Source organism: Gordonia zhaorongruii (assembly GCF_007559005.1).
Taxonomy (GTDB): domain Bacteria; phylum Actinomycetota; class Actinomycetes; order Mycobacteriales; family Mycobacteriaceae; genus Gordonia; species Gordonia zhaorongruii.
Genome location: NZ_CP041763.1, coordinates 863,538 through 876,492, shown reverse-complemented (window position 1 = coordinate 876,492; position 12,955 = coordinate 863,538). Strand labels below are relative to the sequence as shown.

Below are 12,955 nucleotides of genomic sequence, written 5' to 3'. Positions count from 1 at the left end.
GGCGGACAGTAAGGCCGAGGCCGTACGCGTGAATCGCGTACGGCCTCGGCTCGCTGAAGGGTTCGTGTGGAATTATCTGGTCGTCGGTCGCGATCAGCTCGTGGGGAGCATGCCCTTCAGCGTGTCCGGGATGAGCGCGGCGAGGTTGCCGAGCAGACCACCGAGCACGTCACCGTTCGGGCTGGTCTCCGCCTTCGGAGCCTCCTTGGGCGCGTCCACGTTCACGCCGACCGTGATCTTCGGCTTCTTCGCCGGATCGAGCCACTTGAGGACGTCGACCATCTTCTCGCGCTCGATCGCGACACAGCCCTCGGTGGGCTTTTCGTTGGTGACGTGCAGGAACATGGCCGATGCGTCACCCGGTACGCGCTCAGGATTGTGCGCGATGTTCACGGCGTAGTCGTAGACCGGGCCCGCCTTGTACAGGTTCTCACTGTCTCCGCCTGGGCTCTTCGCCTGCTCCACGTGCGTGTTGTAGGTCGGCGACTTCGGGTCCGAGTCCCACCAGTCCTGCGCATCCGCCTTGAAGTACGGCATCTTGGTGCCCGGGTTGTCCTTGCGGCCGAATGCCTGGTCGAGCGGGAAGGTGCCCTGCGGCGTGCGCGGGACGTTGTCCTGCGCCTTGCCCATGCCCTTCTCGCCGAGCATCGCCTTGGTCGGGCCGATGACCGGCTTCCACTTGCCGGCCTCGTCCTTCTCGAAAGCGGTGAGCGTAGCCGTCTGCGACGACGCGACCGGCGCCGTGACGACGATCATCTGCCCGGTTTCCTCTGCGGTCTTCCCGGGCGTGGACTGCGCACCCGGTCCTCCCTGCAGGTTCTTCAGAAGTCCATCGATCAGCGACGTGACGCCGCCCTCCGACTCCGGTGTGGGAGCGGGCGATGTCGGCGCGGCGAACGCCTGCCCTGCTCCGGCTGCCAGTGCGACGACGCTCGCCAACACCACTAGCCCCACTTGCCACATACGCCTCATTAGTAACTTCAGCATCATCCCACCGTGCCAGACAATACGGTCGATTGGCCACCCCGGGAGAGCATCGTCACCTTTCCGCAACTCGCCGATTCACTCATACGTATGACTTCCCGCCAATCTCACCTCCCGTGATCCGACCTGCCTCGATCCTGGTCATGTATCGAACAAATCCGACGAGACGACCAGTGGAGGACGAATTGACCACCGCCCAGCCTTACAACCCGCAGAACGGCCCCGACCACGAGGCAATCGCTCATTACCTAGCGCAACAGAACCCCGAACGAAACGGGTTGGGCATTGCCGCACTGATTACGGGAATCGTCGGCCTGCTGTTCTGCCTGATGCCGATCACCGGCTTCATCGGCTTCATTCTCGGCGTGATCGCGTTCGTCCTCGGTCTCGCGGGGCTCAGCCGGGTGAGGAAGAACAAGGCCTCGAACAAGAAGACCGCCATCGCAGGAATCGTGACGGGTGTGCTCGCGATCGTCGGAGGCATTATCGGGATCGTCATGTTCTTCACTGCAGTCGACCAACTCGGGACTGACCTCGACGAGATCGGCAACGACATGTCCAACTACAGCGATTGCATCGAACAGGCAGACACCCCGGATCAGATGAATGCTTGCTCCTGAGGCGAGGCGCCATCCGTAACCTTGGTGCTATGACTACTCCTCCCCCACCCCGCTGGATCACCGAGACCGAGCCCGGACACAGCGAGTGGTACATCGAGCGGTTCCGCACGATGGCCGCTGAGGGAGCCGATCTCGCAGGTGAGGCGCGCCTGGTCGATGCCATGGTCGGCCGCGCAGCCCGCATCCTGGATGCGGGCTGCGGCCCCGGGCGCATCGGTGGATACCTGCATGGCGCCGGACACGACGTAGTCGGCGTGGACGTCGATCCGAAGCTCATCGATGCCGCTCTGGAGGACTACCCGGGTCCGGACTGGCGCGTCGGCGACCTCGCTGCACTCGACCTCCGCGACGCGGATGACCGCCTCACCTTCGACGCGATCGTCTGCGCCGGGAACGTGCTGGCTTTCGTCGCACCCGATACCGAGGCACTCGTGCTCACGCGCCTGCGCGAGCACCTCGCCGACGACGGCTTCATCGTCACCGGCTTCCACACGGCGCGGCTCTCCGTCGACGATTTCGACGCCGCCGTCGCCGAGGCCGGACTGCGCGTGGACCTTCGTCTGTCCACGTGGGACGTGAAACCCTGGCACGACGGCGCAGATTTCGCGGTGTCGATCCTGCGTCACGTCTGAGTGGTACCGCTGACGGGTGGCGTCGCCCTATAGGGCAATGCCGATCCTGAGCGGTACCACTCAGACGAGTGACAGGAGGCGCCACGACTGTGGGAAATCGCTGAACCATCCACAATCGCCGATCGTCTGACGATTCGCGGCCACCGCTCGCACAGCGCTCGGCGATCCTCTGGTCATGGAGCAGATGCGCAGCGGCGTGTACACGGCCGCGGAGATCCGCGGTATCCAGGGACGCGCGGGATTCGAGAGCCTCGTCCGAGACGGCACCGCGCGTCGGCTGCGCCACGGCTGGTACGCGGTCGGCGATGCTCCGGGCGACGTCGTCCGCGCCGTGGCCCGCGGGGGCGTGCTCAGCTGTGTCTCCGCTCTGGGCCGAGCGGGAGTCTGGGTGCCGAAGCATCACGATCTGCATGTGCGTGGAAACCGCTGGGCGGTGCAGAATCTCCCCGGGCCGTTCTGCCGCCGGTTCGGCCGGCCCGAGTCGGAGTACGGCGCCGTCGACGATCTGCCGACCGCTCTGGCATACGCTGCGCGCTGCCTGGACGACGGGGGTTTCGTCGTCGTCTGCGACTCTCTGCTGAACACGCAGTTGATGAGTTCCGATGAGATCGAGTACCGACTGCGGCACGCACCGAAACGCATTCACCGACTGCTCGCCCGGTGCGATGCCCGGTCGGAGTCCGGGCCCGAGACCATGCTCCGGGTGTGGCTGCGCAGCCGGAACGTGCGAGTCCGGATCCAGGTCCCCATTCCGCGCGTGGGCCGGGTCGATCTGCTGGTCGGCGACTACCTGATCATCGAGATCGACGGGTGGGAGTACCACGCCGACCGCTCGCACTTCAGCGGTGACCGCGTCCGGGACGTCGATGCGCACGCTCACGGGTACACGCCGTTGCGGTTCACCTACGGGCAGATCGTCTTCGATTGGGACGTCACCACCGCGAAGATCATGGACGCCGTCCGAAACGGCGCTCATCTGCGTCCGTCACGTCTCGTCTGAGTGGTACCGCACAGCGACGGCGTTGCCCTATAGACCGTTGCCGCTCGTGTGCGGTACCACTCCGACGACGCGTCGCCTCTACGGCGTGTTGGGTGAGAATTCCTCGAGCATCTCGGTGACCAGCGCCGCGATCGGCGACCGCTCACTGCGGTTGAGGGTCATGTGCGCGAAGAGCGGGTGGCCCTTCAGCTTCTCGATGACCGCAGCGACACCGTCGTGCCGTCCGACGCGCAGGTTGTCACGCTGCGCGACGTCGTGTGTGAGGACCACGCGTGAGCCTCCGCCCAGACGAGACAGGACCGTCAGGAGCACGTTGCGTTCCAGCGACTGCGCCTCGTCGACGATGACGTAGGAGTCGTGGAGCGACCGCCCGCGGATGTGCGTGAGCGGCAGCACCTCGAGCATGCCGCGCGAGAGGACCTCCTCTATGACCTCGGTGGAGACCAGGCCTTCCAGGGTGTCGAACACCGCCTGGGCCCACGGCCCCATCTTCTCCGACTCGCTGCCGGGCAGGTACCCGAGATTCTGTCCGCCGACCGCGTACAGCGGCCGGAAGACGACCAGTTTGCGCTGGGTCCGGCGCTCGAGCACCGCCTCCAGTCCGGCGCACAGCGCGAGGGCCGATTTACCGGTGCCCGCCTTGCCGCCCAGTGAGACGATGCCGACCGATTCGTCGAGAAGCAGATCGAGCGCCACCCGCTGCTCCGCGGAACGGCCGCGGATCCCGAATACCTCACGGTCGCCGCGGACCAACTGGACCTGCTTGTTCTCGGTGACTCGGCCGAGCGCACTGTTACCGGCGCTCAGCATCCGGACACCGGTGTGGCAGGGCAGATCACGCGCGTCGTCGACGTCGACCACGCCGTCGGAGAACAGCGAGTCGACGTCCATGTCGGACACGTCGAGTTCGCTCATCCCGGTCCAGCCTGAGACCACCACGTCCTGCGCGTGGTACTCGTCGGCCGCGAGACCGACCGCGCCGGCCTTCACCCGGAGCGGCGTGTCCTTCGATACCAGGGTGACGTCGCGTCCCTCGGCGCGCAGGTTCAGTGCGCAGGCGAGGATCCGCGAGTCGTTGGTGTCGGTGCGGAACCCGGCGGGCAGAATCGCCGGATCGGTGTGATTGAGCTCCACCTGCACGGTTCCGTCATCGTCGCCGACCGGCAGCGGCTCGTCGAGGCGTCCGTGCTCGATGCGCATGTCGTCGAGGAGTCGGAGCGCTTGACGGGCGAACCATCCGAGTTCGCTGTGGTGGCGTTTGCCCTCGAGCTCACTGATCACGACCAGGGGCAGCACGACGTGGTGCTCGGCGAATCGGGTCGCCGCCCATGGGTCGGAAAGCAGTACGGAGGTGTCGAGGACGTAGGTGCGTGCGGTCACGTCTGGCTCCTTGGCGCCGCGCGGCTCCCGCGCGGTCCGAGTTTCTCCGGCCGGTCGGTTCTTGCCTGGTATCGAGGTCAGTCGACGTCGGCGAGGACCGGGGCCGGTCCTCTCGTGACACGTGAGTGATGCACGAATTGAACCTCCCGAACGAACCGCTTCCCCACGGCCCGTCAAGGCTCAACGTACGCCGGGAGAGGTCGCCGACTCGCCAATGGCGTTCAGCGTGTCGGTGAACCTTGAGTAACGCGAAAACGACCCGATGACCGGCGAAAAGAAACCAGGCGTTCAAGTCCCTGGTCGGGACTCGAACGCCTGGTCCGGAGAACTGCCGGGCGGCCGATCAGCTCGCGGAAGCACGCTCCAGGATGCGATCGCGAGCGGCCTGCGCCTCATCACTGAGGCTCTGCAGGCTCTCGATCTTGAGTGCATCGGCGAGCGTACGGGCGATCGCCGCGTCGGATGCAGCGGTCTCGAAATCGGCGAGGAGCTCCATCTGGGCCTCGAAGTCGGCGACGTCCGAGCCGATGTGCTCGATCGCCTCGAGCGCGCGATCCACGGCGAGGACGGTCGTCTCCTGATCGGCGACCGTGCCCGCGGCGAGGAAGTCGGCGAACCAGGTGGCCTGCGCGGCGTCATCGGCGCGGACCTTCTCCAGGATCTGGACCAGCTCTTCGTCGTCGACGGTCTTGATCAACTCAGCAGCGAAGTGCGCGCATTGGTTCTCGTGAACCGCCAGCATGGCCAGCGCGTCCATCGGTCCGAGCCCGGCGACGGCCTCCGGCGACTGGCGCCAGCCGGCGACCACGTGGATCCGGCGCCGGTTCTCGGCGTCGACGGGGTCGGTCGCACGCGTGACCACCAGGTAGTCGCGCAGCACGATCGAGTGCCGGTTGTCCTCAGCGGTCCACGCGCCGACGAGCTGACGCCAGTCGGAGAACGGCGGGAAGTGCTTGGCGAGGATGCGGTGGAAGGACGGCAGGTTGTCCTTCGTCAGGAGCAGCGCCAGGAGTCCGGCCGCAGAGGTGTCCGACAGCGACTGCTCGCTGGGGTCGTAGTCCTCGCCACCCAGGAACGCGAAGTTCCGGCCCTTGTCCCAGGGCACCCATTCACTCGGGTTCCAGGCCACCATGTTGGCGGCGTGGTCCTCGGTGATCTCCGGGAGCGCCTTCTCCAGCGCAGTGACCAACTCGTCTTCACTCAAAACTGACACGTGAACCACCCTAAACGACCTGACTGAACGTTACGTAACCGTAGGCTCTCACTCGCCGCTCATCAGACCCCACTGCTCGAGTCCCTCGTACAGGGGGAAATCGAGCGCGAGGGCGCTGACACGTCCGCGCAGGGCGGCGACGTCGGCTGATTTTCCGGCGGCGAGAGCCGTCGCGATGATGTCGGCGACCTCGGCGAACTCGGTGTCGCCGAACCCGCGCGTCGCGAGCGCCGGGGTACCGATTCGCAGCCCCGAGGTGACCATCGGCGGACGCGGATCGAAGGGCACGGCGTTCCGGTTGACGGTGATGCCGATCTCGTGCAGCAGATCCTCCGCCTGCTGGCCGTCGAGGTCGGAATCGCGCAGGTCGACGAGCACCAGGTGGACGTCGGTGCCGCCGGTGAGGACGGTGACGCCCGCCTTCGAGACGTCGTCGTGCAGCAGCCGGTCAGCGAGGATCTTGGCGCCCGAGACGGTGCGACGCTGACGTTCGGCGAACTCGTCGGTGCCTGCGACCTTCAGTGCGACGGCCTTGGCTGCGACGGCGTGCATGAGCGGTCCGCCCTGCTGACCGGGGAACACCGCCGAGTTCAGCTTCTTGGCCCACTCCTGCTTGGCGAGGATCATGCCCGACCGCGGTCCGCCGAGGGTCTTGTGGACGGTGGTGGAGACGACGTCGGCGTGCTCGACGGGGTTCGGGTGCAGACCCGCTGCCACGAGGCCCGCGAAGTGCGCCATGTCGACCCACAGGTGCGCGCCGACCTCGTCGGCGATCGATCGGAAGGCCGCGAAGTCGAGCGTGCGCGGGTAGGCGGACCAGCCTGCGACGATCACCTTCGGCTTGGAGTCGAGGGCGATCTTGCGCACCTCGTCCATGTCGACGCGGAAGTCCTCCTTGCTCACGCCGTAGAAGACGTTCTCGTACAGCTTGCCCGAGAAGTTGAGGCGCATGCCGTGGGTGAGGTGACCGCCGTGCGCGAGGTCGAGCCCCAGCAGGGTCTCGCCCGGCTGCATGAGCGCCTGCAGGACGGCGGCGTTCGCCTGCGCGCCCGCATGCGACTGGACGTTGGCGAACTCGGCGCCGAAGAGCTCCTTGGCCCGGGCGCGCGCGATGTCCTCGACGACGTCGACGTACTCGCAGCCGCCGTAGTAGCGGCGGCCCGGGTAGCCCTCGGCGTACTTGTTGGTCAGCACGCTGCCCTGCGCCTGCAGCACTGCGCGCGGCACGAAGTTCTCCGACGCGATCATCTCGAGCGTGTCGCGCTGGCGCGACAGCTCGCCGTTCATGGCTGCGGCGACGTCGGGATCGAGGTCGGCCAGGGACTGCGTAAACAGGCTCATAGCAGCCAAGTCTAGAGCGCGAGCTCGGATCGGAGAACCGCCGGGGTGAGCGGTTCGTCGAGCAGGCGTCCGAATCGGCCGAGTCGGCCTCCAGCGGGCGCGTCGTCGAGCCACGTGCCGAGCAACTGGTAACCCTCCACATAGGTGGAGATGTAGGCACGCCAGAGCGGCGAGGTCAGAAATCGGAGCATCTGACGCGCACGATCCGGCGCCACCAGCAACCACTTCTCCAGGAATGCGGCGACGGTGTCGGCGTCCTGATGGCGGTCGTGCAGGGCGAGCGCCGCATCCTGCCGGACAGTGAGCAGCCCGGCCGCCGCACCGGACACCGCACGCGCCTTCTCCGCGTCGAACCGGAGACCGAAGTCCGCGTATACCTCGGCTGCCCACTCCTGCCAGGACGCGCCCATCGCGGCGACGAGCGCATGATCGGCGAGCCCTTCGGCCATCAGGCACTGCGGCGTGTTGACGAGGAAGATCTGGTGCTCGAGCTGCCCGGTGCCGACGAGTTCACGCTCCTTTCGGCAGTGCTCGGTGTGGTGTCCCGGGTACGCCTCGTGGGCGATCAGCCCGGGCAGGTTCGACATGTGCTGCGGAAGATCGGTGTTGACCGCGACCGTCGACCGGTAGTCGCCGCGGTAGTAGTTGAATCCCGACCACGGCTTGTCGGAGACCACCTCGAACTCGACGACCTCATCTGTCGGCAGCGGGAACTCGGCGCGGACGACGTCGCGCAGGCTGCTGGCGAACGCATCGATCAACGGTTCGGTCAGCTTCGCCGGGATCTCCTCGTTGCGCCGGTACCGCTGGTACTCGGCGCGCAGCGTCTCCCCGGTGGCGCCGGGGACGCCGAGGGCGTCGGCGAGGCGCTCGTGGGCCTGGCGGTAGTGCGCGTCATCGGCGGGAGCGATGTCGACGTCGAAGTAGGCGCGGACCTCGTCGACGAATCCGATGTCCTCGCCCGCGAACTTGCGAGCCGAGCACTCCAGCGCCCGCACGTGCGCGGCGACGAACTCGGCGCGATCAGCCGGCAGCCCGTCGGGCAGGCGGGAGAGCAGTTCCCGGGCGCGTACCGCGAGGTCCGCGGGCTCGGGGCGAGGAGCGTTCTCCGCTTCGGCGCGCAGCTCCGGATCACCCGTGAAGGCGTCGACGAACCCCTCCTCGACGCGATCGAAGGCCAAGCCCAGGCGTAGGTACTCGATCACCGGATCGTCCGAGGTGCGCGCCGCTGCTGTCATGCCGTTCACGCTACCGATCGCTCTCCGTGGCGCAGCCTGTACCGTTACCATCCATGGCTCGCCATTCCAGTGATCGCGACCCCGGCCTGTACCTCGAACTCGACCGTCGGCAATGGCGTGAATTGCGACAGTCGATGCCGATGGTCCTCAACGAGGACGAACTCGAAGAGCTCGTCGGCATGGGTGAGCAGATCGACCTCAACGAGGTCGCCGAGGTGTACCTGCCGATCTCCCGACTCATCCACCTCCAGGTCGAGGCGCGCCAGCGGCTGTTCGCCGCCACGTCGACGTTCCTCGGCGAGCACCAGCGAAACCGGCAGGTGCCCTTCGTCATCGGCATCGCGGGCAGCGTCGCGGTCGGCAAGTCGACGACGGCCCGCGTGCTGGCCAAGCTGCTCTCCCGGTGGGAGACCCACCCCAAGGTCGATCTGGTCACCACGGACGGGTTCCTCTATCCGACTGCCGAACTCGAACGCCGCGGGATCATGCACCGCAAGGGCTTCCCCGAGTCGTACGACCGGCGCGCACTCCTGCGCTTCGTCACCGAGGTGAAATCCGGTGCGGCACTGGTGACCGCCCCGGTGTACTCGCATGTCAGCTACGACATCGTCCCCGACGAGGTGCACGAGGTCCGGCAGCCCGACATCCTAATCGTCGAAGGCCTGAACGTGCTGCAGACCGGTGCGACCCTCGCGGTTGCCGACCTGTTCGACTTCTCGATCTACGTCGACGCGAAGACCTCCGACATCGAGCGCTGGTACATCGCCCGCTTCCTGCAGATGCGGACGACGTCGTTCGCCAATCCGGCCGCGCACTTCCACCACTACGCGTCGTTGACCGATCAGCAGGCGCGGATCGCGGCCCGCGACATCTGGACGTCGATCAACCGGCCCAACCTGATCGAGAACATCCTGCCGACCCGACCACGTGCGACGGTCGTGCTCCGCAAGGACCGTGACCACGCGATCAACCGCGTCCGCCTGCGGAAGCTGTGATGTCGGCGACGACCGCACCGGTGACGGCGACGAGGTCCGCGGGTGCGAGTTCGATCTCCAGACCACGCCTGCCGGCACTGCACAGCACCGTGTCCCAGATGAGCGCCGACTCATCGATCACCGTCGGCAACGCCGACTTCTGACCAACCGGGGACACACCCCCGATGACGTAACCCGTTGTCCGCGTGACTTTCTGCGTATCGGCCATGGTCACCTTCGCGGCACCCAGCGCTTTCGCCACGGCTTTGAGCGACAATTTCTCCGGTACCGGAACGACGGCGACGGCCAGTCCTCGCACGCCGTCGGCCGCCGCCACCTCGACGACCAGGGTCTTGAGGATCCGTTCCGCCGGAATGCCGAGTTCGGCCATCGCCTCGACGGCCTCCGCACCGTAATCGGTGGAACGACGATCGTGCGGGTACCGGTGGACGGCGGCATCGACACCTGCCTGCTCCAGCGCAGCGACAGCGGGCGTCGCCGCCATCAGCGGCCTCGGGTACGGGCGTCCAGCCACTGATCGAGCGTGATGGCGGTGACCGCGTCGGGACGGTCGGGGATCAGCTTCCCCGACCGCATCGCGGGGCCGCCGAAGTTGATCGCCCGGATCCTCTTCGGTTTCCCGTCCACCGCCGCGATCCGTCGCCCGACATCGGCCATGTCGATCACGTCGGGTCCGGCGACGGTGAACCGCTGCGGCCGGTTCGGGTCGAGCACGACGCGCGCGAACTCCGCGGCCACGTCCTCCGCGGCCGCGGGCTTGCTGAGCATGTGCGGCAGCATCGCAACCGGCCCGACCTTCATCATCGACAGGAAGGTCTCGGCCAGCGAGTACCACTGGACGGATGCGACGGCGGTCGCGCCGGCCCCCAACTCGGCGGCGTATACCGACTCCTGCTCGGCTTTGCCCTGGTAATGCCCCATCTTGGCGTGCACGTCCGGCTCGGCCGCACCCACGATCGTGAGGTACACGACGTGCGCCCCGGTCTGACTGGCGACGAGCGAGACGTTGCGTGCGACCGAACCGAAGAACCGCCGCGACTTCGCTCCGCTCCGCGACGCGAAGTTGGTGACGTCGACGATCACGTCGGAGCCGGCGCACGCGTCGGCGAGGCCCTCTCCGGTGACCGCGTTGACCCCGCTGCCCCGATGTGCGCGGACGACGGCGCCGCCGGATTCTTCGAGCCGCTCACTGACGAGGGCGCCGAATTGTCCGGTTGCACCGACCACTGTCACTCGCACGCGAATCCTCTCGTCTAGGAGTCCGAATCTACTTTCCGAAACGGCGATTCCGGGCCGCGTAGTCGCGGAGCGCCCGTAGGAAGTCCACCCTACGGAATTCCGGCCAATAGGCGTCGGTGAACCAGATCTCGGAGTAGGCGCTCTGCCACAGCAGGAAACCGCTGAGGCGCTGCTCCCCCGACGTGCGGATGACGAGGTCGGGATCGGGTTGGCCGGACGTGTAGAGGTTGGCGTCGATGCCGGCGACGCTCACCGCATCCACCATCTCGGCCGGGTCTGCGCCGGACTCAGCTGCCGAGGAGAGCAGCGACTGGACGGCGTCGACGATCTCCTGGCGTCCGCCGTATCCGACCGCCACGTTGACGTTCATCCCGGAGAGGTCGTCGGTGCGCGCCGACGCCTCCCGGAGCCGGTCGGCCACCGGCTCGGGCAGATGGTCGAGCTTGCCGACGATGCGGACCCGCCAGTCGCCGTGCGAGATCTCGTCGACGATGTCCGGGACGATCTTCATGAGCGCGTCGAGCTCGTCGGACTCTCTCGACAGGTTCTCGGTGGAGAGCAGGTAGATGGTGACCGCACCGATGCCGAGCTCCGCGCACCAGCCGAGCATGTCCGCGATCCGCTTGGCGCCGACCCGATGGCCGTGGCTGACGTCCTCGAAGCCGGCTTCCCTGGCCCACCGCCGGTTGCCGTCGCAGATGATCGCCACATGCCTCGGCACCCGCTCGGTGTCCATCAATTGCACGAGGCGACTCTCGTAGACGCGGTACATGCCGCTGCGCAGAGCGTCCGGAAGCAATTTCACAGCCGCGATGTTACGCCGCTGGAACTAGACCGTTCGCAACCTACGGTACCGTAATCTCATGAATCAGCCGCCGGCCGCGGATCCCTCCGACCCGTCGATCTCGTCCGACCTCGCCCACGCGGACAAGCCGACCCTCCGGGGCGTGATCCACAAGTACTCGTCGTTCATCGCGGCCGCGGTCGGCATCATCCTGATCGTCGGCACCGCCATGCACCGGTCGGCGTGGCCGGTCGTGTCGGTGGTCGTCTACGTGCTCACCATCTGCGCGCTGTTCACGGTGAGCAGCGTCTATCACCGGATCAACTGGACATCGCCGTCGGTGCGGATCGCGATGAAGCGCGCCGACCATTCGATGATCTTCGTGTTCATCGCAGGCACGTACACCCCGTTCTGCATGATGGGCCTCGGCGGCTCGACTCGTTGGTGGGTTCTCGGGATCGTGTGGACCGGCGCGGCCATCGGCGTCATGGTCAAGATGCTGTGGCCGGAGTCCCCGCGTTGGCTCGGGGTGATCCTGTACACGGCACTCGGGTGGATGATCGTGTTCGTGCTCCCGGGCCTGCTCGACAAGGCGGGCGTGGCGGTGCTGGTGCTACTCGCCGCCGGTGGGCTCTTCTACAGTCTCGGCGGCATTCTGTACGCCCTGAGTTGGCCGGAGCCGTGGCCTGGCGTGTTCGGATACCACGAGGTGTTCCATGCGTGCACCGCTATCGCCGCGTTGCTGCACTACATCGCCGTGTGGCTGGTCGTCCTGAACTAGTCGCCGGGCGGGCATCCCGTATGCTCAGCGCGTGTCAGCTGGCCGATCCACCACGCACCGCACTCGCGGCGGCGTCGTCGGCGGGTCGTCCACACTCACCGCCATTGCGGCCCACGCTGCGGCGCAGGGAACGCTTCCGGAGACGGGCACACTGCTCATCGTGCTGGCCGTCGGAGTGGCGATCGGCGCCACGGTGTCGGCTGCTCCCCGCCTGCCCAGCGTGCCGGCACTCGTACTCGGGCAAGGCGCCGTGCACACGGCCATGGTGCTCGTCACCGGCCATCACCACGACATGTTCGAGCCGCGCATGCTGGTGACGCACTTCCTCGGCTTGCTCGCCGCACTCTGTCTGATCGCGGCGGTGAACGCGCTCGCGTCGCTCGTGATCGACGTGGTGGTTCGCGTCGTCTCGTCGACTGCGCCGCGCACCGCCGATCGCCGATCGGTGACCGCTCGCACCGCGAGCCCTTCGCGGATGCCGGACGCGGTCCTCATCTTCGGCAGCGTGGGGCTGCGCGCACCTCCCCTCTCGGTCTAGCACCAGAACTCTCACTCGCCGCCCGGCGTCCGGGCAGGCGAGCATTCTCGCTTGACCGAAAAAGGTGAATCCCTCATGTCCTTGACCGACGTCCCTTCACCGGCGGCCGGCTCCTCACCGGCGGCGCAGCAGCCGCCCGGTGAGTCCCCGCCCGCTGAGTCCTCGCCCGCTGAGTCCCCGCCCGCTGAGTCCCCGCCTGTTGACTCCCCC

The 12,955-nt window shown here is 67.1% G+C and carries 14 protein-coding genes; 6 read left to right on the top strand and 8 right to left on the bottom strand.

What is annotated here, in order from left to right; all coding sequences use genetic code 11:
* Nucleotides 1-93: 93 nt before the first annotated feature.
* Complete coding sequence (locus tag FO044_RS03950; protein WP_132994009.1) at nucleotides 94-963, bottom strand: L,D-transpeptidase family protein; 870 nt, start codon at nucleotides 961-963, stop codon at nucleotides 94-96.
* 194 nt (nucleotides 964-1,157) lie between these two features.
* On the opposite strand from FO044_RS03950, the gene FO044_RS03945 reads away from it, so the two are divergent.
* From FO044_RS03945 to FO044_RS03935, 3 genes are all read left to right on the top strand, one after another.
* A complete protein-coding gene (locus FO044_RS03945; protein ID WP_235831527.1) occupies nucleotides 1,158-1,604 on the top strand; it encodes a DUF4190 domain-containing protein in 447 nt (148 codons plus the stop codon).
* A 29-nt stretch (nucleotides 1,605-1,633) separates the two neighbouring features.
* A complete protein-coding gene (locus FO044_RS03940; protein ID WP_132994010.1) occupies nucleotides 1,634-2,236 on the top strand; it encodes a class I SAM-dependent methyltransferase in 603 nt (200 codons plus the stop codon).
* Between the two features lie 175 nt (nucleotides 2,237-2,411).
* Nucleotides 2,412-3,236 (top strand): endonuclease domain-containing protein, encoded by an 825-nt coding sequence (locus FO044_RS03935; protein WP_132994011.1) that lies wholly within the window; start codon nucleotides 2,412-2,414, stop codon nucleotides 3,234-3,236.
* Nucleotides 3,237-3,314: 78 nt separating this feature from the next.
* On the opposite strand, the gene phoH2 is transcribed toward FO044_RS03935, so the two are convergent.
* The 4 genes from phoH2 to FO044_RS03915 form a co-directional block, all read right to left on the bottom strand.
* Nucleotides 3,315-4,616 (bottom strand): RNA 5'-3' helicase PhoH2, encoded by a 1,302-nt coding sequence (phoH2, locus tag FO044_RS03930; RefSeq protein WP_132994012.1) that lies wholly within the window; start codon nucleotides 4,614-4,616, stop codon nucleotides 3,315-3,317.
* Between the two features lie 343 nt (nucleotides 4,617-4,959).
* Nucleotides 4,960-5,829 carry an acyl-ACP desaturase gene (locus FO044_RS03925; protein ID WP_132994013.1) on the bottom strand — a complete coding sequence of 290 codons (870 nt, stop codon included), beginning with the start codon at nucleotides 5,827-5,829 and terminating at the stop codon, nucleotides 4,960-4,962.
* A 48-nt stretch (nucleotides 5,830-5,877) separates the two neighbouring features.
* A complete protein-coding gene (glyA, locus tag FO044_RS03920) occupies nucleotides 5,878-7,170 on the bottom strand; it encodes a serine hydroxymethyltransferase (protein WP_132994014.1) in 1,293 nt (430 codons plus the stop codon).
* 11 nt (nucleotides 7,171-7,181) lie between these two features.
* Nucleotides 7,182-8,408: a DUF885 domain-containing protein gene (locus tag FO044_RS03915; protein WP_132994015.1), complete on the bottom strand. Its 1,227-nt coding sequence runs from the start codon at nucleotides 8,406-8,408 to the stop codon at nucleotides 7,182-7,184.
* A 53-nt stretch (nucleotides 8,409-8,461) separates the two neighbouring features.
* On the opposite strand from FO044_RS03915, the gene coaA reads away from it, so the two are divergent.
* Entirely contained in the window at nucleotides 8,462-9,403 is a 942-nt protein-coding gene (gene coaA / locus FO044_RS03910) for a type I pantothenate kinase (RefSeq protein WP_132994016.1), read from the top strand.
* Here coaA and FO044_RS03905 read toward each other — a convergent pair.
* The 3 genes from FO044_RS03905 to FO044_RS03895 are packed head-to-tail and all read right to left on the bottom strand — an operon-like array spanning nucleotide 9,375 to nucleotide 11,447.
* Nucleotides 9,375-9,887, bottom strand: coding sequence for an aminoacyl-tRNA deacylase (locus FO044_RS03905; RefSeq protein WP_132994129.1), 513 nt, complete (start codon nucleotides 9,885-9,887; stop codon nucleotides 9,375-9,377). The two genes, coaA and FO044_RS03905, sit on opposite strands and share 29 nt — an antisense overlap.
* On the bottom strand, nucleotides 9,887-10,642 hold the full coding sequence (locus tag FO044_RS15000) for an SDR family oxidoreductase (RefSeq protein WP_165943116.1): 756 nt from the start codon (nucleotides 10,640-10,642) through the stop codon (nucleotides 9,887-9,889). Before FO044_RS15000 ends, FO044_RS03905 begins: the two co-directional genes overlap by 1 nt.
* Nucleotides 10,643-10,670: 28 nt before the next feature.
* Nucleotides 10,671-11,447, bottom strand: coding sequence for an isoprenyl transferase (locus FO044_RS03895; RefSeq protein ID WP_132994018.1), 777 nt, complete (start codon nucleotides 11,445-11,447; stop codon nucleotides 10,671-10,673).
* Between the two features lie 58 nt (nucleotides 11,448-11,505).
* On the opposite strand from FO044_RS03895, the gene trhA reads away from it, so the two are divergent.
* Entirely contained in the window at nucleotides 11,506-12,207 is a 702-nt protein-coding gene (gene trhA, locus FO044_RS03890) for a PAQR family membrane homeostasis protein TrhA (protein WP_132994019.1), read from the top strand.
* Nucleotides 12,208-12,238: 31 nt separating this feature from the next.
* Complete coding sequence (locus FO044_RS03885; protein WP_132994020.1) at nucleotides 12,239-12,745, top strand: hypothetical protein; 507 nt, start codon at nucleotides 12,239-12,241, stop codon at nucleotides 12,743-12,745.
* The last annotated feature ends 210 nt before the right edge of the window (nucleotides 12,746-12,955 follow it).

What these genes read in the sequence shown, in the direction of transcription:
- FO044_RS03950 (WP_132994009.1), bottom strand. Translation starts at nt 963, where the DNA reads ATGTGGCAAGTGGGGCTAGTGGTGTTGGCGAGCGTCGTCGCACTGGCA.
- FO044_RS03940 (WP_132994010.1), top strand. Translation starts at nt 1,634, where the DNA reads ATGACTACTCCTCCCCCACCCCGCTGGATCACCGAGACCGAGCCCGGA.
- FO044_RS03935 (WP_132994011.1), top strand. Translation starts at nt 2,412, where the DNA reads ATGGAGCAGATGCGCAGCGGCGTGTACACGGCCGCGGAGATCCGCGGT.
- glyA (WP_132994014.1), bottom strand. Translation starts at nt 7,170, where the DNA reads ATGAGCCTGTTTACGCAGTCCCTGGCCGACCTCGATCCCGACGTCGCC.
- FO044_RS03915 (WP_132994015.1), bottom strand. Translation starts at nt 8,408, where the DNA reads ATGACAGCAGCGGCGCGCACCTCGGACGATCCGGTGATCGAGTACCTA.
- coaA (WP_132994016.1), top strand. Translation starts at nt 8,462, where the DNA reads ATGGCTCGCCATTCCAGTGATCGCGACCCCGGCCTGTACCTCGAACTC.
- FO044_RS03905 (WP_132994129.1), bottom strand. Translation starts at nt 9,887, where the DNA reads ATGGCGGCGACGCCCGCTGTCGCTGCGCTGGAGCAGGCAGGTGTCGAT.
- trhA (WP_132994019.1), top strand. Translation starts at nt 11,506, where the DNA reads ATGAATCAGCCGCCGGCCGCGGATCCCTCCGACCCGTCGATCTCGTCC.